A 26,405-nucleotide genomic window follows, 5' to 3' on the forward strand; every position below is an offset into this window, starting at 1 on the left:
CAAGTACCCGGCCGTGCAGACCGCCGAAACGGTGACGATCCTGGCCGGGTCACCGCAACTCCAGGCACACCATCATGGCCTTAAGTGACGCACACCACACCTTTGTGCCCCGTTTGGCCCTTTGGGAACCGTCTATGTGTGCGAAGACTCGCATGGACGAGCCCCATGAACACCGTACTGGTCGCGCCCGCGGATTACCTCCCGGTAGAGATGACGCCGACGGCCCCGAGGTGGACCATGGGGATCGGCGCAATCCGGGCCGTACCGGCAGGACGGCGGCCCGGCCCACGGCCCTCCGACAGGTAAGGAACAGCGTGGCTTCCGCATCCGATCGCAACCCGATCATCATTGGCGGCCTTCCGAGTCAGGTTCCTGACTTCGATCCCGAGGAAACGCAGGAGTGGCTCGACTCCCTGGACGCCGCGGTCGACGAGCGCGGCCGGGAGCGGGCCCGCTACCTGATGCTGCGGCTGATCGAACGTGCCCGCGCCAAGCGCGTGGCCGTCCCCGAGATGCGCAGCACGGACTACGTCAACACGATCCCGACCCGCGCCGAGCCGTTCTTCCCCGGCAACGAGGAGATCGAGCGCAAGATCCTCAACGCCACCCGCTGGAACGCCGCGGTGATGGTCTCCCGCGCGCAGCGGCCGGGCATCGGGGTCGGCGGCCACATCGCCACCTTCGCCTCCTCCGCGTCGCTGTACGACGTGGGCTTCAACCACTTCTTCCGCGGCAAGGACGAGGGCGACGGCGGCGACCAGGTCTTCTTCCAGGGGCACGCCTCCCCCGGCATCTACGCCCGCGCGTACCTGCTGGACCGGCTGAGCGAGCGGCACCTGGACGGCTTCCGCCAGGAGAAGTCGAAGGCCCCGTACGCGCTGTCGTCGTACCCGCACCCGCGGCTGATGCCGGACTTCTGGGAGTTCCCGACCGTGTCGATGGGGCTCGGCCCGATCGGCGCGATCTACCAGGCCCGGATGAACCGCTACATGCACGCGCGCGACATCGCGGACACCTCGCGCTCGCACGTGTGGGCCTTCCTCGGCGACGGCGAGATGGACGAGCCGGAGTCGCTGGGCCAGCTGACCCTCGCCGCGCGGGAGGGCCTGGACAACCTGACCTTCGTCGTCAACTGCAACCTGCAGCGGCTCGACGGCCCGGTGCGCGGCAACGGGAAGATCATCCAGGAGCTGGAGTCGGTCTTCCGGGGCGCCGGCTGGAACGTGATCAAGCTGGTCTGGGACCGCACCTGGGACCCGCTGCTCGCCCAGGACCGCGACGGCGTGCTGGTCAACAAGATGAACACCACGCCGGACGGCCAGTTCCAGACGTACGCCACCGAGTCGGGCGCGTACATCCGCGACCACTTCTTCGGCGGCGACCACCGGCTGCGCGCGATGGTCGAGGGCATGACCGACGACCAGATCCTGCACCTGGGGCGCGGCGGCCACGACCACCGCAAGATCTACGCGGCGTACAAGGCGGCGGTCGAGCACAAGGGCCAGCCGACGGTGATCCTCGCGAAGACGGTCAAGGGCTGGACGCTGGGCCCGAACTTCGAGGGCCGCAACGCCACGCACCAGATGAAGAAGCTGACGGTCACCGACCTCAAGCACTTCCGGGACCGGCTGCACCTGCCGATCTCCGACAAGGACCTCGAGTCCGGTCCGCCGCCCTACTATCACCCGGGCCCGGACACCGAGGAGATGCAGTACATGCACGACCGCCGCAAGTCGCTCGGCGGGTACGTGCCGACGCGGGTGGTGCGGTCGAAGCCGCTGCGGCTGCCCGAGGACAAGACGTACGCGACCGTGAAGAAGGGCTCCGGCCAGCAGTCCATCGCGACGACCATGGCCTTCGTCCGCCTCCTCAAGGACCTCATGCGGGACAAGGAGATCGGCAAGCGTTTCGTGCTGATCGCGCCGGACGAGTACCGCACGTTCGGCATGGACTCGTTCTTCCCGAGCGCGAAGATCTACAACCCGCTCGGCCAGCAGTACGAGTCCGTGGACCGGGAGCTGCTGCTCGCCTACAAGGAGGCGCCGAACGGACAGATGCTGCACGACGGCATCTCCGAGGCCGGCTGCACGGCCTCGCTGATCGCGGCGGGGTCGGCGTACGCCACCCACGGCGAGCCGCTCGTCCCGGTGTACGTCTTCTACTCGATGTTCGGTTTCCAGCGCACCGGCGACCAGTTCTGGCAGATGGCCGACCAGATGGCGCGCGGTTTCGTCCTGGGTGCGACCGCGGGGCGCACGACGCTGACCGGTGAGGGTCTCCAGCACGCGGACGGCCACTCGCAGCTGCTGGCGTCCACGAACCCGGCGTGCGTCGCGTACGACCCGGCGTTCGGGTTCGAGATCGCGCACATCGTGCAGGACGGGCTGCGCCGGATGTACGGCTCCGACGAGGAGCACCCGCACGGCGAGGACGTCTTCTACTACCTGACCGTCTACAACGAGCCGATCCAGCACCCCGCCGAGCCCGAGAACGTGGACGCGGAGGGCATCGTCAAGGGCCTGTACCGCTTCGGCGAGGGCACGGCGGGCTCCCTCCCGGCACAGATCCTGGCGTCCGGGGTCGCGGTGCCGTGGGCGATCGAGGCGCAGCGGATCCTCGCCGAGGAGTGGGACGTCAGGGCCGACGTCTGGTCGGCGACCTCCTGGAACGAGCTGCGGCGCGAGGCGGTGGACTGCGAGCGGCACAACCTGCTGCACCCGGAGGAGGAGCAGCGCACCCCGTACGTGACGCGGAAGCTCGCGGCGGCGCAGGGGCCGGTGGTGGCGGTGTCCGACTGGATGCGGTCGGTGCCGGACCAGATCGCGCGCTGGGTGCCGGGGACGTACCAGTCGCTGGGCGCGGACGGGTTCGGGTTCGCGGACACGCGGGGGGCGGCACGGCGGTTCTTCCACATCGACGCGCAGTCGATCGTGGTGGCGGTGCTGACGGAACTGGCGCGCGAGGGGCACGTCGACCGGTCGGTGCTGAAGCAGGCGATCGACCGGTACCAGCTGCTGGACGTGGCCGCGGCGGACCCGGGGGTCGCGGGAGGCGACGCGTAGGGCGCCGCGCGCAGGGAGAGGCCCCCGGCGTTTCGCCGGGGGCCTCTCCCATGACGCCGCGTCAGAACATCGAGTAGCCCGACGTGGTCGCTCCCGCCAGCCAGATGACGGCCAGGAGCGTGTCGATGGCGCCCAGGACGAGGGCGACCAGGGCCGGCACCGAACGGGAGCCCGTCCAGCTGCGGCCCATGGCGAGCCAGCCGCAGACGACCGCCACCGGGCCGAGGATGATCCCCAGCACGAAGAAACCGGCGACCGCGCAGATGGCGCCGATGATCCCGAGCGTCGCGCGATCCGGCCCGGACCGTGACCACGTCCGGCCACGTGTGCGGGGGTCCCTGCGCGTACCGTGTCCGAAGCTCGCCATCATCAACTCCCTTTAAGGGTTGGTTGACAAGGCGGGTACCCCCGCTTCGGCGGTCAATTCACGCCGTACGGGCGGCCGGAGGGGCCGCCGCACGCGCGCCGCTCCCCTCCGGCGGCGCGCATGCGGGGCGGCCCCCGTCCCACGGTCCGTCAGATGTGGCCGACGCCCGCGCCCGCCTCGGCGTTCTCACCGCGCTTGGTGAGGAAGGCGACCAGCACCGCCACGGCGGCGACCCCGGCGGCGACCAGGGACGCCAGGCTCATGCCGGAGATGAAGGTGTCGTGGGCGACGTCGGTGATCTTCACGGCGATCTCCGGCGGGGTGCCCTTCGCCACCGGGGCCACCCCCACCTGCACGGCCTCGGAGGCCTGGCCGGCCTGTTCCGGGGTGAGCGGCGGGAGTCCGGCCTTCGCCCAGTTGCCCTCGAGGTCGTTGTCCACCTTGGAGGCCATCACGGCGCCGAGCACGGCCGTGCCGAGGCTGCCGCCGATCTGCATGGCGGCCTGCTGGAGGCCGCCGGCGACACCGGAGAGCTCGAGCGGCGCGTTGCCGACGATGACCTCGGTGGCGCCGACCATGACGGGCGCGAGGCCGAGACCCAGCAGGGCGAACCAGAGCGACATCACGGCGCTGCCGGTGTCCGTCTCCAGCGTCGACATGCCGTACATGGCGAGGGCGGTGAACGCCATGCCGACGGCGAGCGGGATGCGCGGGCCCACCTTGGTGATCATCACTCCGGCCAGCGGCGACCCGACGATCATCATGCCGGTGAGCGGAAGCAGGTGCAGACCGGCGTCGATCGGGCTCATGCCGTGCACGTTCTGCAGGTAGAAGGTGACGAAGAACAGTCCGCCCATGAAGGCGATGGCCATCAGGACCATCAGCACGACACCCGCGGACAGCGGGACGGAGCGGAACAGCGCCAGCGGGATCAGCGGCTCCTTGACCTTCGTCTCCCAGAACGCGAACAGCAGGAAGCCGATCAGCGAGGCGGCGATGAACCCCCAGGTCTTGCCGTCGCCCCAGCCCCACTCCGGAGCCTTGATCAGGGCCCACACGAGGCAGAACATCGCGGCCGACAGCAGGGCGATGCCGAGCAGGTCGAAGGAGCGCGGCGCGTTCCGCGCGCGGTGGTCGAGCAGGATCCACACGCCGAGCGCGACGGCGAGGACGCCGACCGGCACGTTGATGAAGAACACCGACTGCCAGTTGACGTGCTCGACGAGGACGCCGCCGAGGATCGGGCCGCCCGCGGTGGAGGCGCCGATGACCATGCCCCAGATGCCGATGGCCATGTTGAGCTTCTCGGCCGGGAACGTGGCCCGCAGCAGACCGAGCGCGGCCGGCATCAGCAGCGCGCCGAACAGTCCCTGGAGCACACGGAAGGTGACGACCAGCGCGATGCTGTCGGACAGACCGATGGCCCCCGACGCCGCGGCGAAGCCGACGACGCCGATGAGGAAGGTCTGGCGGTGACCGAAGCGGTCACCGAGCTTGCCCGCGGTGATCAGACAGACCGCGAGGGCGAGGAAGTAGGCGTTGGTGATCCACTGGAGCTCCGACAGCGAGGCGCCCAGGTCCTCGCCGATGGCCGGGTTCGCGATGGCCACGATGGTGCCGTCGAGGGCCACCATCATGACGCCCACGGCGACGGTGAAGAGGGTGAACCAGGGGTGCCCGCGCAGCCCCTTGGCAGGGGCCCCGTCCGACGGGGCGCCCGGCGTGCCGTCCCCCGGCCCCGTCGTGTCGATGGTGGTCTGACTAGTCATACGTTTGACACTAATGACAGCCACTGACAGTTGACAAACCAATTCACCAGCCGGTCACTGACACGACATGCGCGTATAGCCTGAACTGGGGAAACAGTTCGAGGAGGAGCCATGGAGACGGTCGGGACCGCCGTGGGCGCGCTGCCGCGGCCGGGTCTGCGGGAGCGCAAGAAGCAGCGCACACGGGACGCGTTGGTCCGGGCCGCGCTGGAGCTGTTCGCCACGCGCGGGTACGAGAGGACGACCGTCGACGACATCGCCGCGGCCGTCGACGTCTCGCAGCGCACCTTCTTCCGCTACTTCGCGAGCAAGGAGGAGGTGGCGTTCTTCGTCCCCCGGCTCGCGGAGTCGCGCGTCGTCGAGGCCGTACGCGGGCGCCCGGCGGGCGAGGCGCCGCTGGAGGCGCTGCGCCGGGCCGTGCTGGACAGCTGGGACGACATCACCGAGGCCGTCGAGCAGCTCGTCCCCCTGGAACTGCACCTGCGCGTCTACCGGGTGATCGAGTCGACGCCCGCCCTGCTCGCCGCCCATCTGCGCCGCGCGACGGAGCTGGAGGAGGAGCTGGCGCACATCGTCGCCGTGCGCGAAGGGCTCGACGTGGACGCCGACCCCCGGCCGAGGATCCTGGTGGCCGCGTTCGGCGGGGTGGTCCGCGTGGCGGAGCGGCGCTGGTCCGCCGGGGACGACTTCAGCGCGGCGGCCATGCGGGACCTGATGACGGTCTGTCTGGACCTCGTGGGACCGGCGCTCGCGGGGAACTGGCGTACGAGTTGATCCCCGAATCGACAGCACGAAACGTGATCCCGGTCACTTGGTTCACGCGAGACACTCCCGTTCTCCTAGTGTGTCCTTTCAGTGACTTCCTTCGACACCTCCCCGCAACCGAACGCATGGCGCGCACTGCTCGCGCTCGCCGTCGTCTTCGTGATGCTGGCGACCACGGGCTGGACGACGCTGCGCCACCAGCGCCGCCCCGCTCCGCTCCAGGCGTCGCTCAGCGCCTGGGAACAGGGCCGGCTGGCCGGCCACCGGCTGCCGGACCCGCAGTCGGCGCCCGCACGGCTGACCCGGTTCTTCGCCTCCCTCACCGAGGGGCAGCGCGCCGACCTCGCCCGTCGCTACCCGCTCGCGGTCGGCAACATGAACGGCGCACCGGTCCAGCTGCGCTACCGCGCCAACCGCATCGCACTGGGGCAGGCCCGCGAGGTCGAGAGGGAACGCGTGCACGACAGCCGCCTCACCGCCTCCGGCCAGCGGCAGGCCGCCCGCAGACTGGACCGCCTCGAGGCGCTGACGCGCCCGGGCCGGCACATCCTCGCCTTCGACCCGGCGGGCTCCGGCCGGGTCGCCGAGGTCTTCGGCGACCTGCGCCGAGCCGAGCGGATCTCGGTCGTCGTCCCCGGCGTCGACACCGACCTGCTCACCTTCCAGCGCACCCGGCGCGAGCACTCGGCCCCCGTCGGCATGGCGAAGTCCCTGTACGCGGCCGAGCGCGCCGCCGCCCCCTCCACCCGCACCGCCGTGATCGCCTGGGCCGACTACACCGCCCCCAGCGGACTCGGCATGGACGCGGCCACGGCGATGCGCGCCGAGGACGGCGCGCTGCGGCTGGACGCGCTGGTGCGCGGGCTGCCCGGGATCGCCCCGGTCTCGCTGTTCTGCCACAGCTACGGCTCCGTGGTGTGCGGCGTCGCCGCGCACCGGCTGCCGGAGCGGGTGGCCGACATCGCGGTGGCCGGCAGCCCCGGCATGCGGGCGGAGAAGGCGTCCCGGCTGCGCACCACCGCCCGGGTGTGGGCGATGCGGGACGCCGACGACTGGATCCAGGACGTGCCGTACCTGGAGCTCGGCGGCCTGGGGCACGGGGCCGACCCGGTGGCGGCGGGATTCGGCGCGCGGGTGCTGTCGGCACGGGAGGCGAAGGGGCACGCCGGGTACTTCGCACCGGGCACGGACAGTCTGCGCAACTTCGCCGAGATCGGTGTTGGCGCATACCGCGCGGTGTCCTGTGCGGACGAGGACGACGCCTGCCGGGCGGGTTTGTCCGGTACGACCACTACCGGACGCGCGTAGAGGCGGAGATACTGCGGTATGCGTGGGGAAGGGACGGAGAAGCTCGTGCCGCATACGATGAGCCGCATGGGTGACGTACTGGCCGGATTTCATGCCGCCTGGGAGTTCGGGTCCGACTCCGTGCTCATCCGTTACGAACGGGGGATCCGAACACCCAAGCTGTTCCAGGCACTCGGGGAACGGCGTGTTCCGCTGGAGGCGATCGAGGGGGTGACTCTCGCGCCCGGGAAACGCGGCACCGTGGTCCTGCGGATCGAGCTCCGGCCCGGAGCCGACCCGTTGATGGAGGCCGCCGCCGGCCAGCTGAAGGAGAGCAGCGACCCCTACCGGCTGGTGCTGCCCGCCGAACGCGAGACGCTCGCCGAGTACTACGCCGACGAACTGCGCGCGCAGCTCACCGAGTCCGGGCCCGCCGAACGCCATCTGGTGGCCGCCCCCGAGACGCCGCTGCGGTTCAAGGCGTACGACGGGAAGGCGACCTTCGACGGCAGCGCGGTGTCGTTCCGGTGGTTCTGGACGGGGGCGTCGTCGGCGAAGTGGAAGGCCGGCGACCAGCGTTTCCCGGTGGGCGAGTTGAGCGGGGTGGAGTGGCGGTCGCCGGAGGTGTTCGAGGGGCACCTGCGGCTGCTGCGGCGGGACGCGGGGGCGGCGGCGGGGCAGCCCGACCAGGATCCGGCGGCCGTGGTGTTCGGGCTGGGGTACGGGCCCGTGCACGAGTCGCTGCCGTTCGCGGCGGCCGTGCTGGCGGCGGTGCGCAGCTGTGCGCCGGTGCCGGCGATATCCACGGCGCGTGCGCGCCGTGACCCCGCGGACATCGCCGACCGGATCCGGCATTTGGGGGAGTTGCACCAGGCCGGCCTGGTGACCGATGAGGAGTTCTCCTCCAAGAAGGCGGAGTTGCTCGCGGAGCTTTAGCGTCCGCCGGGTGCGGTTGTGTTTCGGCCTTGGGCCGGCTGTGGCTGGTCGCGCCCGCGCGGCGGAGCCGCAGATCGATACGGCCCCGCGCCCCTGAGGGAGTTGCCCTACTCCCGTCCGGCGGACGTGAACGACATGTCCGCGTAGCGGGTGCCTGTGACCTGGTCGGCGATCGGCTCCAGTTGGGCGAGTTCCTCTGCCGTCAGGGTGATGCGGGTCGCCGCCGTGTTCTCCTCCACGCGGGCCGGCCTGCGGGTGCCCGGGATGGGGACGACCGGGAGGCGGTGGACCTGCGCCCGCTGGTGGACCCAGGCCAGGGCGATCTGGCCCGGGGTGGCGTCGTGGGACCGGGCGATCGTACGGATCGGCTCCAGGAGGGCCGCGTTGGCCGCCGCGTTGTCGCCCGTGAAGCGGGGCATCTGGCGGCGGAAGTCGTCGGCCGTCAGGTCCTGGTGGGCGTCGGCGAAGGAGCCGGTCAGGAAGCCGCGGCCGAGCGGCGAGTACGGCACCAGGGTCACGCCCAGCTCGCGCGCGGCCGGTACGACCCTCGCCTCGATGTCCCGGCTGAACAGCGACCACTCCGACTGCACGGCGGCGATCGGGTGCACGCCGTGCGCGGCGCGCAGTTCACCGGCCGTGACCTCGCTCAGCCCCAGCTGCTTGACCTTGCCCTCGCGCACCAGCTCGGCCATGACGCCGACGGTCTCCTCGATCGGCACGTTCACATCGCGCCGGTGCATGTAGTAGAGGTCGATCACGTCGACGTCCAGGCGCTTCAGGCTCGCCTCGACGGCCTCGCGGATGTACGGCGCGTCGTTGCGGACGATCCGCCGGGTCGGGTCGTCCGGCGGGATCGACAGGGCGAACTTGGTGGCGACGACCACCTCGTCCCGGTGGGCCTTGAGGAACGGGGCGAGGAACCGCTCGTTGTCGCCCGCGCCGTACGCGTCCGCCGTGTCGTAGAGCGTGACGCCGAGTTCCAGGGCCCGCTCCAGGGTCGCCCGGGAGGCGTCCGCGTCCACGGGGCCGTAGGCGAAGCTCATGCCCATGCAGCCGAGGCCCTGCACGCCCACCAGGGGGCCGCCCTCGCCCAGTGCGGCCGTGCCGATCCTGTCGATGTCGGTCATCATGTCCTCTCCGACGCCAGGGCGCGCCCGGCGTCCGCGTAGAAATCGATCTTCCGGTCGAGCACGGCGAGCGTGCCCTGGAGTTCGGCGATCCGGGACAGCACGTCCTCGCGGGTCCGCCGGAGCAGTTCGAAACGCTCGGTGTAGGTGTGATCGCCCGCGCGCACCAGTTCCGCGTACCGCACCATGTCCGCGACCGGCATTCCGGTCAGGCGGAGCTTGCCGACGAGGGCGAGCCAGTCGAGGTCGCGGTTGCGGTAGCGCCGCTGCCCGGTGTGGGAACGGTCGATGTGCGGCATCAGCCCGATGCGCTCGTACCAGCGCAGGGTGTGCGCCGTCAGCCCGGTGAGGGCGGCCACCTCGCTGATCGTGTACCTGTCCTCGCCGTCCGGCCGGCGGTTCCCCTGCGGTGGTCCGGCGCAGCTGTCGGCGCCGGCGCCCGTGGTCTCCGTCTCCGTCTCCGTCACCGTCATGGTCTCCACGCTAGAACGCTGGAGCGCACTCCAAGCAAGCGACGCCTGGAGAAATGGACGGGACATGGAGGCAGGTGGCCGATTGGCATGCGGTCACGCCCCTTGTACGCCGTGCGACGCCGAAGGACGCGAAGGAAGCGCTGCGCCTGCGCCTGCGCCAGGTGGTGATCGACTCGATGCCCCGGTCCGGCCCGGACACCCGCCGGGTCCGCCTCACCGCCTCCTCGCAGGCCGAGCCGCTGTACGCCTCCTTGGGCTTCAAGAGCAAGCCGGACCCCTTGCTGGAGCTGACGCTCCGAGCGCTTAGGCTCGACGGCATGTCGCTGAAGAGCCTCGCGCTGATCGAGAACTGGCCGGTTCCCACCGCCGCGGCGGGTGTCGTGCGGACGGACGGCGCCGTCCCGGGCACGCACGGCCCGACCGGCCACCGTTTCCCGCTGGCCTCGGTCACCAAGCCGCTCGCGGCGTACGCGGTGCTCGTGGCGTACGAGGAGGGCGCGATCGAGCTGGACGAACCGGCCGGCCCGGAGGGCTCGACGGTCCGGCACCTGCTCGCGCACACCTCGGGGCTCGCCTTCGACGAGCACCGGGCGACCTCGGCGCCGGGTGAGCGGCGGCTGTACTCGAACGCCGGGTTCGAGCAGCTCGGCGACCACGTCGCGAAGGCGACGGAGATCCCGTTCGCGGAGTACCTGCGGCAGGCGGTGCTGGAGCCGCTGGGGATGACGCAGACCTCTCTCGACGGCTCCCCCGCCAAGGACGCCGTCTCCACCGTGGACGACCTGCTGCGTTTCGCCGCCGAGGTGCAGGCCCCGCGCCTCCTCGACCCGCGCACGGTCGCGGCGGCGATGACGGTCCAGTACCCGGGCACCAAGGGCGTCCTGCCGGGCTACGGCCACCAGAACCCCAATGACTGGGGCCTCGGCTTCGAGATCCGCGACGCCAAGTCCCCCCACTGGACGGGCGCCTCGTCCTCATCCCGTACCTTCGGCCACTTCGGCCAGTCGGGCACGTTCCTGTGGATCGACCCCGACGCGGGCGCGGCGTGCGTGGCCCTGACGGACCGCGCCTTCGGCCCTTGGGCGATCGAGGCCTGGCCCCCGTTCACCGAGGCGGTGCTGGCGGAGCTGCGCGGCTGAGTCCCACCTCGAACCACACCGTCTTGCCCCGTCCGTCGGGGCGGACGGTGACGCCCCACCGGTCGGTGACCGCGTCCACGATCACCAGCCCGCGCCCGCCCTCGCCGAGCCCTCCGCCGACGGCCGGCGCGGGCAGCTCGGGGCAGTCGTCCGCGACCTCCACCCGCACTCCGCCGGGCTGGAGCAGGAAGCAGATGCGACAGCGGCGTCCGGGGACGTGCCGTACGACGTTGGCGACCAGCTCGGTGAGCGCCAGCTCGGCGGCGTCGGTCACGTCGGCCAGCCCCGAGCCGACGAGGTACAGCCGCAGGATGCGGCGCAGATGCCGGGCCGAGTGCTCCCCCATGGCGAACTCGGCGTGGTACTCGCTGGAGATGTCCGCCGCCCGCGGACCGGTTACGTGATTCACACCACGATGGTGCGACGCTGCGCTTACGCTCGACTACGGAACGAAACGAACGCCGCCGGGCGTTGAAGTGAGGTGCCGCCGTGGTCAACATCCAGTCGCTCGACCCCACCGCTTCCCCGCTCGACTACTACGGCTGGGAGCTGCGCCGCCAGCGCGAGGCGCACGGCCTCAAGCAGGGGCAGCTCGGCGAGATCATCTTCTGCACCGGCTCGCTGATCGGCCAGATCGAGACCACGAAGAAGGTCCCCACCCGCGACTTCTCCGAACGCGTGGACGCGGCCCTCGGCACGGACGGCCTGTTCTCCCGCCTGATCGGCCTGGTGCTGCGCAGCCAACTGCCCACGTGGTTCCAGCCGTACGCGGGGATGGAGGCGAAGGCGTCCTACATCTCCACGTACCAGGCCCAGGTGGTCTACGGGCTGCTGCAGACCGAGGAGTACGCGCGAGCGGTGCTCGCCACCGGAACGCCGGATGACCTGGAAGGTCTGGTGACCGCCCGAATGGAACGCCAGCGCATCCTGGAACGAGAACAACCGCCGCTGGTCTGGGTGGTTCTGGATGAAGCGGTGCTGCACCGGCCGATCGGCGGCACCGATGTCATGCGACGCCAACTGGCCCACCTGTTGAGCTTCACCGGTCATCGATGGGTCCATGTGCAGGTGCTGCCGAACAAGGCGGGTGAACATGCCAGCCTTGACGGGGCATTCAACCTTCTGCGGTTCGACGACGACCCGGACGTCATCTACACGGAGGACCTCATCTCCGGCCATATGACGGCCAACTCCGACACCATCAAGGAAGCTGCACTCCGTTACGCTCGTTTGCAGGCCGCCGCACTCTCCGTAGAGGATTCGGCGGAACTGATCATCGGCGTGATGGAGGACCGCTATGGAGACCGCTCCCAGCCCGAGGAACATCCAGTGGCGTAAGTCCAGCTACAGCGGCAGCACCGGCGGTGACTGCGTCGAGTGCACCGTCACCGGCAACGCCGCCTGGCGCACCTCCTCCTACAGCGGCCCCAACGGCGGCGAATGCGTCGAGGTCGCCCCCGCCTGCCCCACCGGCGCCGTCCCCGTCCGCGACAGCAAGAACCCCTCCGGTCCGGTCGTCACCGTCGGCGCCGGCGCCTGGCAGACGTTCGTCGACGGTCTGCGGTAGCCGCGGGAGACGAGCGAGCCCTCCTGGACCAGAGCCTTATGTGACCGACGGGCGGCACGGGTGGCGTCCTGTCGGCCGGCGAAAAGGCGAGTCGACCCCGAAACTCAAGGAGCACTTCAGTCCCACGCGTTCCCTTCGCGTGAAACTGAAGTGCTCCTTGAGTTGTGTGAGCTCATGCTCATCGGGTTCGCGTCAGCGCGCCGCCATCTCCCACAGCAGCAGCTCCGCCGGTGCGGTCGCGGCGACCGCCTCGACGTCCTTGGCGTCCGTGAGGCGGGCCGCGTCGCCCGGGCCCAGTTCCTCACCGGCCAGGAGGACCTCGCCGCGGACGACGTGGACGTACACGTACGCGGCGTCCGGCACCGCCGTCCGCTCCCCCGCAGCCATCCGCCGCACGTGGAGCGTCGCGCCCGCCTCCGGGAGGGCGTACGGGGTGGAGTCGGTCACGGCGCGGACGACCTCGTAGTGCGGGTCGCCGCCGGGCTCCAGCGGGGCCAGCCACATCTGGAGGAAGGTCAGAGGACGTTCGCCCGCGTTGCGTTCCACGTGGCGGACGCCGGACGCGGCGCTCAGGCGTTGCACGTCGCCGGGGCGGACCACCGTCTCCCGGCCCGTGGAGTCCCGGTGGGTCAGCTCGCCCTCCACCACCCAGGTCACGATCTCGGTGTGGCGGTGCGGGTGCTCGTCGAAGCCGGCGCCGGGGGCGAGGCGCTCCTCGTTGCAGGCGATCACCGCGCCGAAGCGGAGGTTGTCCGGGTCGTAGTGGGGGCCGAAGGAGAAGGCGTGCCGGGTCTCGATCCCGGCCGCCGGATCGCCGCCCCGATAGCGCTCCCGTGCCCGCCGTACGTCCATCACACGGTCCACCGTAGACCCGGCGACACGCGCGGCAGTACCGATAAGGCAGTCTTGTCCCGTGCCCGAACCCGAAACCAGCGCCCACCGAGCCGCAGCGCGCCCCGCCCATCCGCACGACGCGACGTTGAAGCGGCTGGAGAAGTCGTCCGGCAGCCTCGCCGCGCAGGCGATCACGCGGATGGACGAGACGCTGTCCTGGTACCGGGCCATGCCGCCGGAGAACCGTTCCTGGATCGGTCTGGTCGCGCAGGCGGGCATCGCCGCGTTCACCGAGTGGTTCCGGCGCCCGGACGCCCCGCAGGCCATCTCCACCGACGTCTTCGGCACCGCGCCGCGCGAGCTGACCCGGGCGATCACGCTGCGGCAGACCGTGGAGATGGTGCGCACCACCATCGAGGTCATGGAGTCCGCCATCGACGAGGTGGCGGCGCCCGGCGACGAGAGCGTGCTGCGCGAGGCGCTGCTGGTGTACGCGCGGGAGATCGCCTTCGCCACGGCCCAGGTGTACGCCCAGGCCGCCGAGGCACGGGGTGCCTGGGACGCGCGGCTGGAGTCCCTGGTGGTGAACGCGGTGCTCAGCGGCGAGGCCGACGAGGGAGCCGTGTCGCGGGCCGCCGCCCTGGGCTGGAACTCGCCCGAGCACGTGTGCGTGGTGCTGGGCACCGCACCCGACGGGGACTCCGAGCTGACCGTGGAGGCCATCCGGCGCGCCGCCCGGCACGCCAAGCTCCAGGTGCTGACCGGGGTGCTCGGCGACCGGCTGGTGGTGATCGCGGGCGGCAGCGACAACCCGCTGGCCGTCGCGAAGTCGCTGATCGGGCCGTACGCGGCGGGGCCGGTGGTGGCGGGGCCCGTGGTGCCGGACCTGCTGGCCGCGACCCGGTCGGCGCAGGCCGCCGCGGCGGGCCTCAAGGCGTGTTCCGCCTGGCAGGACGCCCCGCGCCCGGTACTGGCGGACGATCTGCTGCCGGAGCGGGCGATGGCCGGGGACCCCTCCGCCCGCGAGCAGTTGGTGGAGGAGATCTACAGACCGCTGGAGGAGGCCGGGGCCGCGCTGCTGGAGACGCTCAGTGTCTATCTCGAGCAGGCGAGCAGTCTCGAAGGCGCGGCGCGGATGCTGTTCGTTCACCCCAACACCGTTCGTTACCGGCTCCGACGTGTGACTGACGTCACCGGATGGTCACCCTCCGATGTACGCTCTGCGTTCACGCTGCGGATCGCGCTGATCCTGGGGCGTCTGGCCGACGGCGATCTTCATCCCTAGCCTTTTGTCGGGGCCCCACAAAACCGCCTCCTGTTCTTCGTCCTTGTCCTCACGGGCGGCCGTGGCCGTCCCCAAGAGAGAGTGTGAGAGTGCTCGTACTCGTCGCTCCTGGCCAGGGTGCCCAGACTCCCGGCTTTCTGACTGAATGGCTCGACCTCCCCGGCGCCGGGGAGCGCGTCGCCGCGTGGTCCGACGCCATCGGACTCGACCTCGTCCACTACGGCACGAAGGCCGACGCGGACGCGATCCGTGACACGGCCGTCGCCCAGCCGCTGCTCGTCGCGGCCGGGCTGCTGTCCGCCTCCGCGCTCGGTGACGTGGCACCCGGTGCCGTCGCCGGTCACAGCGTCGGCGAGATCACCGCCGCCGCCTTCGCCGGTGTCCTGGACGACACCGCCGCGCTCTCGCTGGTCCGCAAGCGGGGTCTGGCCATGGCCGACGCCGCCGCGGTCACCGAGACCGGCATGGCGGCGCTGCTCGGCGGCGACCCCCAGGCGACCGTGGCGCACCTGAAGAAGCTGGGGCTGACCCCGGCGAACGTCAACGGGGCGGGCCAGATCGTCGCGGCCGGCACCAAGGAGCAGCTCGCCGCGCTGGAGGCGGACAAGCCCGAGGGCGTGCGCAAGGTCGTCGCGCTCAAGGTGGCCGGCGCCTTCCACACCCACCACATGGGCCCCGCGGTCGACACGCTGGCGAAGGCCGCCGAGGCGCTGACGCCGGGCGACCCGAAGGTCGCCTACGTGTCGAACAAGGACGGCCGAGCGGTCGCGACCGGCGCCGAGGTGCTGGAGCGCCTGGTCGGCCAGGTCGCCAACCCGGTCCGCTGGGACCTGTGCATGGAGACCTTCAAGGAGCTCGGCGTCACCGCCCTCCTGGAGGTCTGCCCCGGCGGCACCCTGACCGGTCTCGCCAAGCGCGCCCTGCCCGGTGTGAAGACGCTGGCCCTGAAGACCCCCGCCGACCTCGACGCGGCCCGCGAGCTCGTCGCCGAGCACGCCTGACGCCCTTTAAGGAGCCGACCCGCATGGCGAAGATCAAGCCCAGCAAGGGCGCCCCGTACGCCCGCATCCTCGGCGTGGGCGGCTACCGGCCCACCCGGGTGGTGCCGAACGAGGTGATCCTGGAGACGATCGACTCGTCCGACGAGTGGATCCGCTCGCGCTCCGGCATCGAGACCCGGCACTGGGCGTCTCCCGAGGAGACCGTCGCCGCGATGTCCGTCGAGGCGTCCGGCAAGGCGATCGCGGACGCCGGGATCGACGCCTCGCGGATCGGCGCCGTGGTCGTCTCGACCGTCTCGCACTTCAGCCAGACCCCGGCCGTCGCGACCGAGATCGCCGACAGGCTGGGCACGGACAAGGCCGCCGCCTTCGACATCTCGGCCGGCTGCGCGGGCTTCGGCTACGGCCTGACGCTGGCCAAGGGCATGGTGGTGGAAGGTTCCGCCGAGTACGTGCTCGTCATCGGCGTGGAGCGGCTGAGCGACCTGACCGACCTGGAGGACCGGGCCACGGCCTTCCTGTTCGGCGACGGCGCGGGCGCGGTCGTGGTCGGCCCGTCCCAGGAGCCGGCGATCGGCCCGACCGTCTGGGGCTCCGAGGGGGACAAGTCGGAGACGATCAAGCAGACGGTCCCGTGGGACCGTTTCAGGATCGGCGACGTCTCCGAGCTGCCCCTCGACAGCGCGGGCAACGTCAAGTTCCCCGCGATCACGCAGGAGGGCCAGGCGGTGTTCCGCTGGGCCGTGTTCGAGATGGCGAAGGTCGCCCAGCAGGCGCTGGACGCGGCCGGGATCACCCCGGACGAACTGGACGTCTTCATCCCGCACCAGGCCAACGTGCGGATCATCGACTCGATGGTGAAGACCCTGAAACTGCCGGAGCACGTCACGGTCGCCCGTGACATCCGCACCACCGGCAACACCTCGGCCGCCTCGATCCCGCTCGCGATGGAGCGGCTCCTGGCGACCGGCGAGGCGAAGAGCGGCGACACCGCGCTCGTCATCGGCTTCGGGGCGGGTCTCGTCTACGCCGCTACGGTCGTTACCCTCCCTTAGGCACTCCGTGCCGGATCATGCGTCCGGCACGCGAGGAACCACCGTCACATCCTCTGGAATCACAACGAAGGAGCGCCACCATGGCCGCCACTCAGGAAGAGATCGTCGCCGGTCTCGCGGAGATCGTGAACGAGATCGCCGGCATCCCGGTTGAGGACGTCCAGCTGGACAAGTCCTTCACCGACGACCTGGACGTCGACTCGCTGTCCATGGTCGAGGTCGTCGTCGCCGCCGAAGAGCGCTTCGACGTCAAGATCCCGGACGACGACGTCAAGAACCTCAAGACGGTCGGCGACGCGACCGACTACATCCTCAAGCACCAGGCCTGAGCCCTGCCGGGCCTCCCGTCCCTACGGGAGGCCCGGGGGCCGGGGCTCCCGGCCCCCGCCACCCGGCGGTGGCGCCGTACGAATCCTCGTAGATCCGTTGGAGAGAGCATTCCGATGAGCCCGACCAATCGCACCGTGGTCGTCACCGGTATCGGCGCAACCACACCGCTGGGTGGCGACGCAGCCTCGACCTGGGAGGGCCTGGTCGCCGGACGTTCCGGCGTCAAGCCCCTCACGGAGGAGTGGGCCGCCGAGCAGGCGGTCCGTATCGCGGCCCGGGTGGCCGTGGAGCCCACCGAGGTCATCCCCCGGCCGCAGGCCCGCCGTCTGGACCGCTCGGCGCAGTTCGCGCTGATCGCGGCCAAGGGGGCGTGGGCCGACGCCGGCTTCGAAGCCAGGGCGGGCGAGGACCCGAACGTCGACCCCGACCGGCTGGGCGCGGTCATCGCCTCCGGCATCGGCGGTGTGACGACCCTGCTGGACCAGCACGACGTGCTGAAGGAGAAGGGCGTACGCCGGGTCTCCCCGCACACCGTCCCCATGCTGATGCCGAACGGCCCGTCCGCGAACGTGGGTCTCGCGGTGGGCGCCCGCGCCGGTGTGCACACCCCGGTCTCCGCGTGCGCGTCGGGCGCCGAGGCCATCGGCTACGCCATCGAGATGATCCGCACCGGCCGTGCCGACGTCGTCGTCGCGGGCGGCACGGAGGCGGCGATCCACCCGCTGCCGATCGCCGCGTTCGGCAACATGATGGCGATGTCCAAGAACAACGACGACCCCGAGGGCGCGTCGCGTCCCTACGACGTGGCCCGTGACGGCTTCGTCATGGGCGAGGGCGCGGGCGTGGTCGTGCTGGAGTCCGCCGAGCACGCCGCCGCGCGGGGCGCCCGCGTGTACGCGGAGGCGGTCGGTCAGGGCATCTCGGCCGACGCGCACGACATCGTGCAGCCGGAGCCGGAGGGGCGGGGCATCTCGAAGGCCCTGCGGAACCTGCTGGAGCGGACGGACCTCGATCCGGCGGAGATCGTGCACGTCAACGCGCACGCGACGTCCACGCCGGCCGGTGACATCGCGGAGCTGAAGGCTCTGCGGAAGGTGTTCGGGGACGACGCGGACCACTTCGCGGTCTCCGCGACGAAGTCGATGACGGGTCATCTGCTGGGCGGGGCGGGCGGGGTGGAGTCGGTGGCCACCGTGCTCGCGCTGTACCACCGGGTGGCTCCGCCGACCATCAACGTCGAGAACCTCGACCCGGAGGCGGAGGCGACCGCGGACGTGGTGCGCGGTGAGGCGCGGAAGTTGCCCGTGGACGGGCGGATCGCCGCGTTGAACGACTCGTTCGGGTTCGGCGGGCACAACGTGGTGCTGGCGTTCCGGTCCGTGTGACGGGCGTCGGCTGCGGTGTGAAGGGCTCCTGCCTTCGGGTGGGGGCCCTTCGCCGTGTGCGGCCGCTGTGGGGTGTCCGGGGAGGTTTTCCTCGCCCCCGCCGCCCCTGCCCGTCCCGTCCTCAAGGGGCTTCGCCCCTTCGACCCCGGGGGGAGGCCGGTCGGGTGCGGGGCCGCTGTGGCTTGTCGCGCCCGCGCGGCGGAGCCGCAGGTCGACACAGGCCCGCGGCCCTTCCAAGGGCGGTCGGGCGGGACCGGGCGCGTGTCCCCTGCGGGGCTCTGCTCAGACCACCTGGTGGAGCCAGCGGACCGGGGCGCCCTCTCCTGCGTGGCGGAAGGGTTCCAGTTCGTCGTCCCAGGGCTTGCCGAGGAGTTTGGCGATTTCCGATTCGAGGTCGGTCTCCTCGGTCCGGGAGCGGACCAGGGCGGCGCGCAGGCGGTCCTCGGGGACGAGGATGTCGCCGTGGATGCCGGTGACGGCGTGGAAGATGCCCAGGCCGGGGGTGCAGCTGTAGCGCTCGCCCTCGGCGGTGGGGCAGGGCTCGGAGGTGACCTCGAAGCGCAGCATCTGCCAGCCGCGCAGCGCCGAGGCGAGCTGGGAGGCGGTGCCGGCCTGGCCCTGCCAGGAGAACTCCGAGCGCCAGGTGCCGGGGGCGGCGGGCTGGCGGATCCAGTCCAGGCTGACGCGCGTGCCGAGCACCCCGGCGATGGCCCACTCGACGTGCGGGCACAACGCGCGCGGCGCGGAGTGCACGTACAGAACTCCACGGGTCGTCACCGGAACCTCCGGGCTGAGCGGGTCGTCTTGGAACGGACGGAACGGCCGCGGCCCGGGCGGACCACGTTGATGGCGAGGCTACCGTGCGACGGCGCAAGGAGTGTGACGTACCGTCGGTCCCGGTGCCGGGAAACGTGCGTCATTCACCCGGCAGGACGCCTGTACGGGCGGGGCGGGAACCCCCGTGCGTTGTGACGGGTGGGACCGACGGACCACGACACGCCGGGAGGCGACGGATGGAGCAGGGGACGCGGAGGCGCGGGCGCCCTTCACGGGCCGTGCTCGCCGTGGTGGCGGCCGCCGCGCTGGGCGTGGCCGGCTGCGACGCGGTCGGCGGCGGCTCCCCCGCCCCGTCCGGTGCGGCGGCGCGGCAGGAGCGGCCGTCCCCGAAGCCCACGCCCGTGTGGGACACCGGCCCGGACTCGGTCGCCGCCGTGGGGGACTCCATCACGCGCGGCTTCGACGCGTGCGCGGTGCTGACGGACTGCCCCGAGGTGTCGTGGGCGACGGGCACCAGCGAGGAGGTCGACAGCCTCGCCGTACGGCTGCTGGGGCGGGCGGGGGCGGCCGAGCGGAGCTGGAACCACTCGGTGACCGGGGCCCGGATGGCGGATCTGCCGGGGCAGATGGAGCGGGCGGTGCGGCGGAGCCCGGAGCTGGTGGCGGTGATGGCCGGGGCGAACGACGCCTGCCGGGAGACCACGTCGGCGATGACTCCGGTGGCGGACTTCCGTGCCGACTTCGAGGAGGCGATGCGCACGCTGCGCCGGGCGCTGCCCAAGGCGCAGGTGTACGTGGCGAGCGTGCCGGACCTGAAGCGGCTCTGGTCGCAGGGGCGCACCAGTCCGCTGGGCAAGCAGGTGTGGAAGCTCGGCATCTGCCCGTCGATGCTGGGCGACGCGGACGCCCTGGACGCGGCGGCGACGCTGCGGCGCGAGACGGTGCGGAAACGGGTGGAGGACTACAACGAGGTGCTGGAGGAGGTCTGCGCCGAGGACCGCCGCTGCCGCTTCGACGGCGGCGCGGTGTACGAGTACCGGTTCGGCACCGAGCAGCTGAGCCCCTGGGACTGGTTCCACCCCAGTGTGGACGGGCAGGCCGAGCTGGCCGAGATCGCGTACCGGACGGTCACGGCGAAGCGGCCGTGACCTATTGTTCCGCACATGAACGAACTCTTCGGCACACTTTCCGACGGCACGCCGGTGCACCGCTGGACCCTGGAGCGGGCGGGCGTACGGGTACGGATCCTGTCCTACGGCGGGATCGTGCAGGACGTCGAGGTGCCGGACCGGGACGGGCGGACCGGGAACGTGGTGCTGGGGTTCTCCGACCTGGACGGCTATCTCCGGCATCCGGAGCCCTTCCTGGGCGCCCTGGTCGGCCGGTACGCCAACCGGATCGCGGGCGCCCGCTTCTCCCTGGAGGGACGCGAGCACACGCTCGCCGCGAACAACGGGCCGAACTCGCTGCACGGCGGCGAGCGGGGCTTCGACAAGCGGGTGTGGGACGCCGCCCCGGTCGCGCACGGTCTACGGCTGTCCCTGGTCAGCGAGGACGGCGAGGAGGGCTTCCCGGGGCGTCTCGAGGTCTCGGTGACGTACACGCTGGACGAGCGGGGCTCGCTGGGGATCGCGTACGAGGCGGTGACGGACGCGCCGACACACGTGAACCTGACGAACCACTCGTACTGGAACCTGGCCGGCTCGGGCAGCGCGGCCGGGCACGAGCTGCGGCTCGCCGCCTCCCGTTACACCCCGTCCGACGCGGACCTGATCCCGAGCGGTGAGCTCGCCGACGTCTGCGGCACCCGCTTCGACTTCCGCGAGGCCCGCGAGGCCGGCACCGGGTACGACGACAACTTCGTGCTCGACAAGGGGGTGACGGCGGCCGCCGAGGAGGTCGCCGAGCTGTACGACCCGACGTCGGGCCGGGTGCTGACGGTGGCGACCACCGAGCCCGGGATGCAGCTGTACACCGCGGACCACATCGGGGAGCCCTTCCGCCCCGGCGACGGCATCGCGCTGGAGACCCAGCACTTCCCCGACTCCCCGAACCGCCCGGAGTTCCCGAGCACGCTCCTGAAGCCGGGCGAGGTGTTCCGCTCCGGGACGGTGTACGGCTTCGGGGTGCGATAGGGCCGGCCCGGCCGGTCGCCGCGCGCACATAAGCCCCGGTCCGGGGTCAGGGTCCCGGACCGGGGCTGCTCATGTGGGTGCTTCCCGGATCAGACGTTAATCGCTGCGGTGACATCACGGTCCTCGATCAGCATGCCCGCTTTGATTCCGTACGAAGCCTTCACACATGACCGCGCCGCGGTGGGCCGGGGCGGCGCCGGGTCCGTGCGGAACCGGCTGGACGTCGTCGGGCGGGTGCGGTCGGTCGTGACCGTGGCGGTCAGTGCGACGGGGCGAACGCGAGGCTGACGCCGAGGCCGGCCAGGACGGATCCGATGACCTTGTTGAGGACCCTCTGACCGCGCAGCATCAGGGTGCGCATCCGGTCGTGGGAGAAGAACACCGCGACGACGCCGAACCACAGCAGGTGGGCCAGCGACATGAACAGGCCGTAGCCCGCCTGCTGGAGGACCGGGGTGCCGGGGCCGACGACCTGCGCGAACGTCGAGACGACGAAGAGGGTCGTCTTCGGGTTGAGGACGTTGGTCAAAAAGCCGGTGCGCAGCGCCGCGAACGGGGTCAGCTCCGTCCTGTTCCCCAGGTCGACGGTGACCTCGCCGCGGGTGCGGAAGGTGCGGACGCCGATGTACACGAGGTAGGCCGCGCCGACCAGCTTGACGACCGTGAACAGGAAGGCGGAGGAGGCGATCAGCAGTCCGACGCCGAGCATCGTGTAGGTGACGTGCACCAGGACTCCGGCGGCGACGCCGAGCGCGCCGAGCAGGCCGGTGCGGCGGCCGTGGAGGTAGCTGTTGCGCACCACCATGGCGAAGTCGGCGCCCGGGGCGATCACGGCCAGGACGGTGATGACGGCGACCGTGAGCACTTCGGTCATGAGGGGACGTCCTCCTCCTTCCCGGGCTTCCCGGCGTCCTCCCCGGCGGTCTCCTCACCGAGCAGGTCGCGCGCCATCAGCGTGGCGCCGGCGACCGCGCCGGGCATCAGGAACACGGCGACGAACGGGACCAGGAACGCCAGCCCCAGGGGGGTGCCGAAGCCCCAGACGAGGGTCTTGCGGGACCGCAGCAGGGCGAGCCGCTCGCGCAGTTCGACCCCGCGCCGCTGGAGCGCGACGGCGGTGAGCTCCTCGGTGAGGAAGAACCCGGTGACGAAGAACCCGATCACCGGCACGACGGTCTGCCCGATCACCGGGACGAATCCGAGCGCGAACAGCAGCACGCCCCACACCAGGGCCCGTACGACGATGCGGAGGCTGTCGCGGGCCGAGATCCACAGCTCCCGCAGCAGGGGCAGGCCGGACTCGGGGGCGGTGCCGTCGGGGGAGACGTCCCGGTCGACCTGCTCGGAGAGGTTCTCGTAGAACGGCTGCCCGATGAGCAGGGTCACCGCGGTGAAGGTGAGCACGGACAGCAGCAGGCCGAGCGCGAACAGCACGGCGGTGAGGAAGCCGCGGAACAGCCCGGCCCAGGGGCTGGACCAGTCGTCGGCGAACGGCGTCGCCCAGGTGACGAGGTCCTCTCCCCACAGCGCCAGGGCGACGAGCGCCGCCGCGTACAGCACCAGGGTGATCAGTCCCGGCAGCAGCCCGAACCCGAACTGCCTGCCGTGCCGGGCCACCCACCGCTGGCCCTTCAGGAGATACCGGAAACCCACCCCAAGATCGCGCATGGTAAAAACCCTATCGGGGAGCCATCGGGGAACCTCACCCCGGCACCGGTCGAGGGGGGAGACGGGGCACATGGACACGATGAGGTTCGAGCTCACACGCGCGGAGTTCGAGCACCGGCGGCTGCTGCGGCGGGCCACGTACGTCTGGAGCGGGACACTGCCCGGCATCGGGGAGGTCCGGCTGACGTGCCCCAGGGAGTCCTGGCACTCCGGGGAGAAGCAGACCGCCCGGGTGACGGGCGAGGGGGTTCCCACGCTGGCCTTCCGGGGCGTCCGGTTCCGCGGGCTGCCGCGCATGGCGCACATGCAGATCAGCGCCGGCGTGGACAACTGCGCGCCGAAACGCCGTCATCTGGCCGTCCGGCGGGCGGAGCGCGCCCTGCGGATCGAACTGAGAGGGCGCTCGTACCGGTACCGGGTGCTGGACGACAAGCGCCGGCACGAGCTGACGCGCAAGGGCGTCGTCGTCACCCTGACCCGCTCCGAGTGGCGGCGGCCACGGACGATCTCCGGTGTCGCGGAGGGCGACCCGGACGGTCTGGACCTCGGGCTCGCGATCCTGCTGGAGGGCGTCTACACCCGCAATCTGTCCTTCGGCGGCGCGGTGTACTCCTGGCCGGGGCGGTTCCTGAGCCGGCTCGACCCGACGGACCTGGCGGACCTGCTGGACTTCTGACGGGGGCCGGCGGGGTCAGTGGCGTCAGTGAGGCCGGAGCGCCGGTGGGATGGGTGGGGGCCGCACCCCACGTCCAAGGGTGCGGCCCCCGTCGTACGCAACGACCGCCGGCGGGCGGCGTCACGGCCGGATCAAAGCTTGACGATCATCTTTCCGGTGTTGTCGCCGCGCAGGACGCCGAGGAACGCCTCGAGGTTGTTCTCGATGCCCTCGACGACCGTCTCGCGGTACTTCAGCTCGCCCGAGCGGACCCAGGGGCCGACCTCCTGGACGAACTGCGGCTGGAGGTCGTAGTGGTCGCCGACGAGGAAGCCCTCGATGCGGCCGCGGGTCTGGATCAGCCGGGCGAGGTTGCGCGGGCCGGGGGCGGGCTCGGTGTTGTTGTAGACCGAGATCATCCCGCAGACCGCGATGCGGCCGTCCCGGTTGAGGCTGCCGATGGCCGCCTCCAGGTGGTCGCCGCCGACGTTGTCGAAGTAGACGTCGATCCCGTCCGGGGCGGCGTCGCGCAGCTGCTCGCTCACGGGGCCGGTCTTGTAGTTGAAGGCGGCGTCGAAGCCGTACTCCTCGACGAGCAGCTTCACCTTCTCGTCCGAGCCGGCCGAGCCGATCACCCGCGAGGCGCCCTTGAGCTTCGCGAGCTGCCCGACCTGGCTGCCGACGGCGCCCGCGGCACCGGACACGAAGACGGAGTCGCCCTCCTTGAAGGCGGCGGTGCGCAGCAGGCCGGCGTAGGCGGTGAGGCCGGTCATGCCCAGCACGCCCAGGTACGTCGAGAGCGGCGCCGCCTCCGGGTCCACCTTGACCGCGTTCTTCGCGTCCACGACGGCGTACTCGCGCCAGCCGAGGAAGTGCAGGACGTGGTCGCCGACGGCGATCCCCTCGGCGTTCGAGGCGACGACCTCGCCGACGGCGCCGCCCTGCATGGCCTTGCCCAGCTCGTACGGGGCGACGTAGGACTTGGCGGCGCTCATCCGGCCGCGCATGTACGGGTCGACGGAGAGGTACTCGTTCCGTACGAGCACCTGTCCCTCGCCCGGGGCGGGGACCTCCGCCTCGACGAGGGCGAAGTCCTCGGGCTTCGGCCAGCCGACGGGACGGCTCAGCAGATGCCATTCGCGGCCGGTGGCGGGGGGTGTGGGGGCGGTCATGGCCGGGCGCCTTTCCTCGGAATGTTTCACTACCTGAAACAACCATGCGACTGAATATTTCAGGTTGTCAAGCGACCGGGTACCCTGGTTCGCATGGCCACACCCGACACCGCCTCGCGCCGTCCCGACGCCCTCACCCTGGAGGTCGTCGAGCTCATCGGCTCGGTGGTGGCCCGCTACCACGAGGAGTACGAGGAAGCCGCCGCCGGTCACGCCCTCACGGGTGCCCAGGCGAAGCTGCTCAGTCTGCTGTCCTTGGAGCCGCTTCCGATGCGGAAGCTGGCGCAGCGGCTGAAGTGCGAGCCGTCGAACGTCACCGGGATCGTCGACCGGCTGGAGTCGCGGGGTCTGGTGGAGCGGCGGCCGGATCCGACGGACCGGCGGGTGAAGCTGGCGGCCGCGACGGCCGAGGGGCGGCGGGTGGCGCGGAGCCTGCGGGAGTCGCTGCGGTTCGCCCGCGAGCCGCTGGCGGGGCTTTCGGAGGGGGAGCGGGTGGCGCTGCGGGACGCGTTGCGGAGGATGCTGGGGTGACTCCGCGGCCGGTGGGCAGGGGCCCGCGCCGGTGCGGGTCGGGGTGTTCACGCGGCCCGGCGCTTGCGGGGTGCCGTCGCGCCCACCCGTGCCGCCCCAGCGGCACGACTGCCCGCGGCTGACGCGGCCAGGCGGCTGCCTGTGGCTGACGCGGCAGGCGGCTGCCTGCGGGAACGGGGGCGTGGCTGCGCGCGGGGGTGGGTCAGGTGCACCACCAGAGGAAGCGGTCGCAGGTCTTCGTGGGCTCGGGTTCCGGTTCGGGCTCCTCCGTGGTCGGGTCCGGCTCCGGGGCCTCCGGTTCCGTCGAGGGCTCCGGCGGCGGAGCCGTCGTCGGGTCGGCCGCGGGCGGGGCCGCGGGCGCGGACGACGCGCTCTCCTCGGCTTCCTCTTCCCCGGACTCCTCCGACTCCCCCGCCTCCCCCGACTCCTCCGCCTCCGGGGAACCGGAAGCCGACGGGGAGTCGGAAGGCTTCGCGCCGGGCGACCTTCCGGGCGCCGCGGCGTCCGCGGCACCGCCGCCCGCCGACTGGGAGGGCTTCAGCTCCTTCGAGCCGCCGTCCGGCGACTCCTCCCCGGCCGCCGCCGGCTCCGGCTTCGATCCGGGCGCGTCCAGGCCGAGTTCCGCGAAACTCAGTCCGCCCGCCGCGAGGACGAACCCGGCCACGATCAGCAGGGCGCGGTTGCGCCGGCGGCGGTGCGCCGCGGCCTTGCGGTCCCGTCGGCTCTCCCCCGCCCCGGGTGCCTCGTCCGGATCCGGTTCCGGACCCCGGTGCGGTTCCGGCTCCCGGCTCCGCCGCCGGGTCGCCCGGCGCCCGCTTGGCCCGTCGTACTCGCCGGGATCCTCCCCGACCCGGCCGGCCCCGTCCGCCCCGCCCTCGTGCTCCGAAGGCGCCCCGGACTCCTGCCGCCGGGCGCGGAGCGTCTCGACCGGCGTGCCGCAGCCGGGGCAGGCGAGGGCGCCATTGAGGTGCCGTCGGCACGGGTCGCAAAAATCCATGACGCGGGAAGGCTAGGTTCTGTTCGGGCCCGCTTCATAGATCTTGACGTGAAGGTTTGGTGCGGACCCGTGCCCATGGGTTTCAAAA

27 protein-coding genes are annotated in these 26,405 nt (G+C 71.7%); 16 read left to right on the top strand and 11 right to left on the bottom strand.

The genetic code is table 11. The features are described 5' to 3' along the window. The first annotated feature begins 314 nt into the window (after nucleotides 1-314). Nucleotides 315-3,062 carry a pyruvate dehydrogenase (acetyl-transferring), homodimeric type gene (gene aceE, locus ADK41_RS23670; RefSeq protein WP_030817878.1) on the top strand — a complete coding sequence of 916 codons (2,748 nt, stop codon included), beginning with the start codon at nucleotides 315-317 and terminating at the stop codon, nucleotides 3,060-3,062. A 61-nt stretch (nucleotides 3,063-3,123) separates the two neighbouring features. On the opposite strand, the gene ADK41_RS23675 is transcribed toward aceE, so the two are convergent. Continuing rightward, a complete protein-coding gene (locus ADK41_RS23675) occupies nucleotides 3,124-3,432 on the bottom strand; it encodes a hypothetical protein (protein WP_030817881.1) in 309 nt (102 codons plus the stop codon). Between the two features lie 146 nt (nucleotides 3,433-3,578). After that, the gene (locus ADK41_RS23680; RefSeq protein WP_030817893.1) at nucleotides 3,579-5,198 is read right to left on the bottom strand and encodes an MFS transporter; all 1,620 of its coding nucleotides are present in this window, start codon (nucleotides 5,196-5,198) and stop codon (nucleotides 3,579-3,581) included. Between the two features lie 111 nt (nucleotides 5,199-5,309). Between ADK41_RS23680 and ADK41_RS23685 the strand changes: the two genes are divergently transcribed. The 3 genes from ADK41_RS23685 to ADK41_RS23695 all read left to right on the top strand — a co-directional run bounded on the left by ADK41_RS23685 (nucleotide 5,310) and on the right by ADK41_RS23695 (nucleotide 8,186). After that, nucleotides 5,310-5,972 (top strand): TetR family transcriptional regulator, encoded by a 663-nt coding sequence (locus ADK41_RS23685; RefSeq protein WP_030817896.1) that lies wholly within the window; start codon nucleotides 5,310-5,312, stop codon nucleotides 5,970-5,972. A gap of 81 nt (nucleotides 5,973-6,053) precedes the next feature. Beyond that, entirely contained in the window at nucleotides 6,054-7,271 is a 1,218-nt protein-coding gene (locus ADK41_RS23690; RefSeq protein WP_030817899.1) for an alpha/beta hydrolase, read from the top strand. A 66-nt stretch (nucleotides 7,272-7,337) separates the two neighbouring features. Continuing rightward, nucleotides 7,338-8,186, top strand: a complete 849-nt coding sequence (locus ADK41_RS23695; protein ID WP_030817902.1) for a DUF4429 domain-containing protein — start codon at nucleotides 7,338-7,340, stop codon at nucleotides 8,184-8,186. Between the two features lie 107 nt (nucleotides 8,187-8,293). Here ADK41_RS23695 and ADK41_RS23700 read toward each other — a convergent pair whose 3' ends face one another. Both ADK41_RS23700 and ADK41_RS23705 read right to left on the bottom strand, forming a co-directional pair. Next, on the bottom strand, nucleotides 8,294-9,313 hold the full coding sequence (locus ADK41_RS23700; RefSeq protein ID WP_030817905.1) for an aldo/keto reductase: 1,020 nt from the start codon (nucleotides 9,311-9,313) through the stop codon (nucleotides 8,294-8,296). Further along, complete coding sequence (locus ADK41_RS23705) at nucleotides 9,313-9,786, bottom strand: MerR family transcriptional regulator (RefSeq protein ID WP_030817908.1); 474 nt, start codon at nucleotides 9,784-9,786, stop codon at nucleotides 9,313-9,315. The genes ADK41_RS23700 and ADK41_RS23705 overlap by 1 nt, the downstream gene beginning before the upstream one ends. 317 nt (nucleotides 9,787-10,103) lie before the next feature. Between ADK41_RS23705 and ADK41_RS23710 the strand changes: the two genes are divergently transcribed. Further along, complete coding sequence (locus ADK41_RS23710; RefSeq protein ID WP_030817912.1) at nucleotides 10,104-10,925, top strand: serine hydrolase domain-containing protein; 822 nt, start codon at nucleotides 10,104-10,106, stop codon at nucleotides 10,923-10,925. Here the strand turns inward: ADK41_RS23710 and ADK41_RS23715 are convergent. Then, nucleotides 10,891-11,334 carry an ATP-binding protein gene (locus ADK41_RS23715; RefSeq protein WP_030817915.1) on the bottom strand — a complete coding sequence of 148 codons (444 nt, stop codon included), beginning with the start codon at nucleotides 11,332-11,334 and terminating at the stop codon, nucleotides 10,891-10,893. The two genes, ADK41_RS23710 and ADK41_RS23715, sit on opposite strands and share 35 nt — an antisense overlap. A gap of 80 nt (nucleotides 11,335-11,414) precedes the next feature. On the opposite strand from ADK41_RS23715, the gene ADK41_RS23720 reads away from it, so the two are divergent. Further along, nucleotides 11,415-12,263: a helix-turn-helix domain-containing protein gene (locus ADK41_RS23720; protein WP_030817918.1), complete on the top strand. Its 849-nt coding sequence runs from the start codon at nucleotides 11,415-11,417 to the stop codon at nucleotides 12,261-12,263. Then, nucleotides 12,223-12,492 carry a DUF397 domain-containing protein gene (locus ADK41_RS23725; protein WP_030817920.1) on the top strand — a complete coding sequence of 90 codons (270 nt, stop codon included), beginning with the start codon at nucleotides 12,223-12,225 and terminating at the stop codon, nucleotides 12,490-12,492. The genes ADK41_RS23720 and ADK41_RS23725 overlap by 41 nt, the downstream gene beginning before the upstream one ends. A 192-nt stretch (nucleotides 12,493-12,684) precedes the next feature. Here the strand turns inward: ADK41_RS23725 and ADK41_RS23730 are convergent, their stop codons facing one another. Next, a complete protein-coding gene (locus tag ADK41_RS23730) occupies nucleotides 12,685-13,344 on the bottom strand; it encodes a pirin family protein (RefSeq protein ID WP_030817923.1) in 660 nt (219 codons plus the stop codon). Between the two features lie 61 nt (nucleotides 13,345-13,405). On the opposite strand from ADK41_RS23730, the gene fasR reads away from it, so the two are divergent. The 5 genes from fasR (at nucleotide 13,406) to fabF (ending at nucleotide 18,382) form a co-directional block, all read left to right on the top strand. Then, nucleotides 13,406-14,611 (top strand): fatty acid biosynthesis transcriptional regulator FasR, encoded by a 1,206-nt coding sequence (fasR, locus tag ADK41_RS23735; RefSeq protein ID WP_030817926.1) that lies wholly within the window; start codon nucleotides 13,406-13,408, stop codon nucleotides 14,609-14,611. 89 nt (nucleotides 14,612-14,700) lie between these two features. Then, complete coding sequence (locus tag ADK41_RS23740) at nucleotides 14,701-15,612, top strand: ACP S-malonyltransferase (RefSeq protein ID WP_030817929.1); 912 nt, start codon at nucleotides 14,701-14,703, stop codon at nucleotides 15,610-15,612. Nucleotides 15,613-15,635: 23 nt separating this feature from the next. Next, a complete protein-coding gene (locus tag ADK41_RS23745) occupies nucleotides 15,636-16,667 on the top strand; it encodes a ketoacyl-ACP synthase III (protein ID WP_030817932.1) in 1,032 nt (343 codons plus the stop codon). Between the two features lie 80 nt (nucleotides 16,668-16,747). Beyond that, complete coding sequence (locus ADK41_RS23750; RefSeq protein WP_004931691.1) at nucleotides 16,748-16,996, top strand: acyl carrier protein; 249 nt, start codon at nucleotides 16,748-16,750, stop codon at nucleotides 16,994-16,996. Nucleotides 16,997-17,110: 114 nt separating this feature from the next. Further along, nucleotides 17,111-18,382, top strand: a complete 1,272-nt coding sequence (fabF, locus tag ADK41_RS23755) for a beta-ketoacyl-ACP synthase II (RefSeq protein WP_030817936.1) — start codon at nucleotides 17,111-17,113, stop codon at nucleotides 18,380-18,382. 282 nt (nucleotides 18,383-18,664) lie between these two features. On the opposite strand, the gene ADK41_RS23760 is transcribed toward fabF, so the two are convergent. Continuing rightward, nucleotides 18,665-19,159, bottom strand: a complete 495-nt coding sequence (locus tag ADK41_RS23760) for a DUF3145 domain-containing protein (RefSeq protein ID WP_030817939.1) — start codon at nucleotides 19,157-19,159, stop codon at nucleotides 18,665-18,667. A gap of 236 nt (nucleotides 19,160-19,395) precedes the next feature. Between ADK41_RS23760 and ADK41_RS23765 the strand changes: the two genes are divergently transcribed. Together ADK41_RS23765 and ADK41_RS23770 are read left to right on the top strand one after the other, a co-directional pair. Beyond that, nucleotides 19,396-20,307, top strand: a complete 912-nt coding sequence (locus ADK41_RS23765) for an SGNH/GDSL hydrolase family protein (RefSeq protein WP_030817942.1) — start codon at nucleotides 19,396-19,398, stop codon at nucleotides 20,305-20,307. 15 nt (nucleotides 20,308-20,322) lie between these two features. Next, entirely contained in the window at nucleotides 20,323-21,294 is a 972-nt protein-coding gene (locus ADK41_RS23770) for an aldose epimerase family protein (protein WP_030817945.1), read from the top strand. A gap of 259 nt (nucleotides 21,295-21,553) precedes the next feature. Here ADK41_RS23770 and ADK41_RS23775 read toward each other — a convergent pair whose 3' ends face one another. Together ADK41_RS23775 and ADK41_RS23780 are read right to left on the bottom strand one after the other, a co-directional pair. Further along, a complete protein-coding gene (locus ADK41_RS23775) occupies nucleotides 21,554-22,168 on the bottom strand; it encodes a LysE family translocator (protein ID WP_030817948.1) in 615 nt (204 codons plus the stop codon). Then, nucleotides 22,165-22,962: an EI24 domain-containing protein gene (locus tag ADK41_RS23780; RefSeq protein WP_030817951.1), complete on the bottom strand. Its 798-nt coding sequence runs from the start codon at nucleotides 22,960-22,962 to the stop codon at nucleotides 22,165-22,167. Before ADK41_RS23780 ends, ADK41_RS23775 begins: the two co-directional genes overlap by 4 nt. Before the next feature lie 70 nt (nucleotides 22,963-23,032). Between ADK41_RS23780 and ADK41_RS23785 the strand changes: the two genes are divergently transcribed. Continuing rightward, nucleotides 23,033-23,638: a hypothetical protein gene (locus ADK41_RS23785; protein ID WP_051842716.1), complete on the top strand. Its 606-nt coding sequence runs from the start codon at nucleotides 23,033-23,035 to the stop codon at nucleotides 23,636-23,638. 131 nt (nucleotides 23,639-23,769) lie between these two features. Here the strand turns inward: ADK41_RS23785 and ADK41_RS23790 are convergent, their stop codons facing one another. Then, nucleotides 23,770-24,789 (bottom strand): NADP-dependent oxidoreductase, encoded by a 1,020-nt coding sequence (locus ADK41_RS23790; protein WP_030817957.1) that lies wholly within the window; start codon nucleotides 24,787-24,789, stop codon nucleotides 23,770-23,772. A 93-nt stretch (nucleotides 24,790-24,882) separates the two neighbouring features. Between ADK41_RS23790 and ADK41_RS23795 the strand changes: the two genes are divergently transcribed. Beyond that, entirely contained in the window at nucleotides 24,883-25,320 is a 438-nt protein-coding gene (locus tag ADK41_RS23795; protein WP_030817960.1) for a MarR family winged helix-turn-helix transcriptional regulator, read from the top strand. 202 nt (nucleotides 25,321-25,522) lie between these two features. Here ADK41_RS23795 and ADK41_RS23800 read toward each other — a convergent pair whose 3' ends face one another. Beyond that, nucleotides 25,523-26,317: an SCO2400 family protein gene (locus ADK41_RS23800; RefSeq protein WP_030817963.1), complete on the bottom strand. Its 795-nt coding sequence runs from the start codon at nucleotides 26,315-26,317 to the stop codon at nucleotides 25,523-25,525. Between the last annotated feature and the right edge of the window lie 88 nt (nucleotides 26,318-26,405).

The organism is Streptomyces caelestis (genome assembly GCF_001279005.1).
GTDB lineage: Bacteria > Actinomycetota > Actinomycetes > Streptomycetales > Streptomycetaceae > Streptomyces > Streptomyces heliomycini.

What these genes read in the sequence shown, in the direction of transcription:
- ADK41_RS23695 (WP_030817902.1), top strand. Translation starts at nt 7,338, where the DNA reads ATGGGTGACGTACTGGCCGGATTTCATGCCGCCTGGGAGTTCGGGTCC.
- ADK41_RS23710 (WP_030817912.1), top strand. Translation starts at nt 10,104, where the DNA reads ATGTCGCTGAAGAGCCTCGCGCTGATCGAGAACTGGCCGGTTCCCACC.
- ADK41_RS23785 (WP_051842716.1), top strand. Translation starts at nt 23,033, where the DNA reads ATGGACACGATGAGGTTCGAGCTCACACGCGCGGAGTTCGAGCACCGG.
- ADK41_RS23775 (WP_030817948.1), bottom strand. Translation starts at nt 22,168, where the DNA reads ATGACCGAAGTGCTCACGGTCGCCGTCATCACCGTCCTGGCCGTGATC.
- ADK41_RS23705 (WP_030817908.1), bottom strand. Translation starts at nt 9,786, where the DNA reads ATGACGGTGACGGAGACGGAGACGGAGACCACGGGCGCCGGCGCCGAC.
- fabF (WP_030817936.1), top strand. Translation starts at nt 17,111, where the DNA reads ATGAGCCCGACCAATCGCACCGTGGTCGTCACCGGTATCGGCGCAACC.
- ADK41_RS23765 (WP_030817942.1), top strand. Translation starts at nt 19,396, where the DNA reads ATGGAGCAGGGGACGCGGAGGCGCGGGCGCCCTTCACGGGCCGTGCTC.
- ADK41_RS23725 (WP_030817920.1), top strand. Translation starts at nt 12,223, where the DNA reads ATGGAGACCGCTCCCAGCCCGAGGAACATCCAGTGGCGTAAGTCCAGC.
- ADK41_RS23795 (WP_030817960.1), top strand. Translation starts at nt 24,883, where the DNA reads ATGGCCACACCCGACACCGCCTCGCGCCGTCCCGACGCCCTCACCCTG.
- ADK41_RS23770 (WP_030817945.1), top strand. Translation starts at nt 20,323, where the DNA reads ATGAACGAACTCTTCGGCACACTTTCCGACGGCACGCCGGTGCACCGC.
- ADK41_RS23790 (WP_030817957.1), bottom strand. Translation starts at nt 24,789, where the DNA reads ATGACCGCCCCCACACCCCCCGCCACCGGCCGCGAATGGCATCTGCTG.
- ADK41_RS23680 (WP_030817893.1), bottom strand. Translation starts at nt 5,198, where the DNA reads ATGACTAGTCAGACCACCATCGACACGACGGGGCCGGGGGACGGCACG.
- ADK41_RS23750 (WP_004931691.1), top strand. Translation starts at nt 16,748, where the DNA reads ATGGCCGCCACTCAGGAAGAGATCGTCGCCGGTCTCGCGGAGATCGTG.
- ADK41_RS23675 (WP_030817881.1), bottom strand. Translation starts at nt 3,432, where the DNA reads ATGATGGCGAGCTTCGGACACGGTACGCGCAGGGACCCCCGCACACGT.
- ADK41_RS23730 (WP_030817923.1), bottom strand. Translation starts at nt 13,344, where the DNA reads ATGGACGTACGGCGGGCACGGGAGCGCTATCGGGGCGGCGATCCGGCG.
- ADK41_RS23685 (WP_030817896.1), top strand. Translation starts at nt 5,310, where the DNA reads ATGGAGACGGTCGGGACCGCCGTGGGCGCGCTGCCGCGGCCGGGTCTG.
- ADK41_RS23745 (WP_030817932.1), top strand. Translation starts at nt 15,636, where the DNA reads ATGGCGAAGATCAAGCCCAGCAAGGGCGCCCCGTACGCCCGCATCCTC.
- ADK41_RS23780 (WP_030817951.1), bottom strand. Translation starts at nt 22,962, where the DNA reads ATGCGCGATCTTGGGGTGGGTTTCCGGTATCTCCTGAAGGGCCAGCGG.
- ADK41_RS23700 (WP_030817905.1), bottom strand. Translation starts at nt 9,313, where the DNA reads ATGACCGACATCGACAGGATCGGCACGGCCGCACTGGGCGAGGGCGGC.
- ADK41_RS23800 (WP_030817963.1), bottom strand. Translation starts at nt 26,317, where the DNA reads ATGGATTTTTGCGACCCGTGCCGACGGCACCTCAATGGCGCCCTCGCC.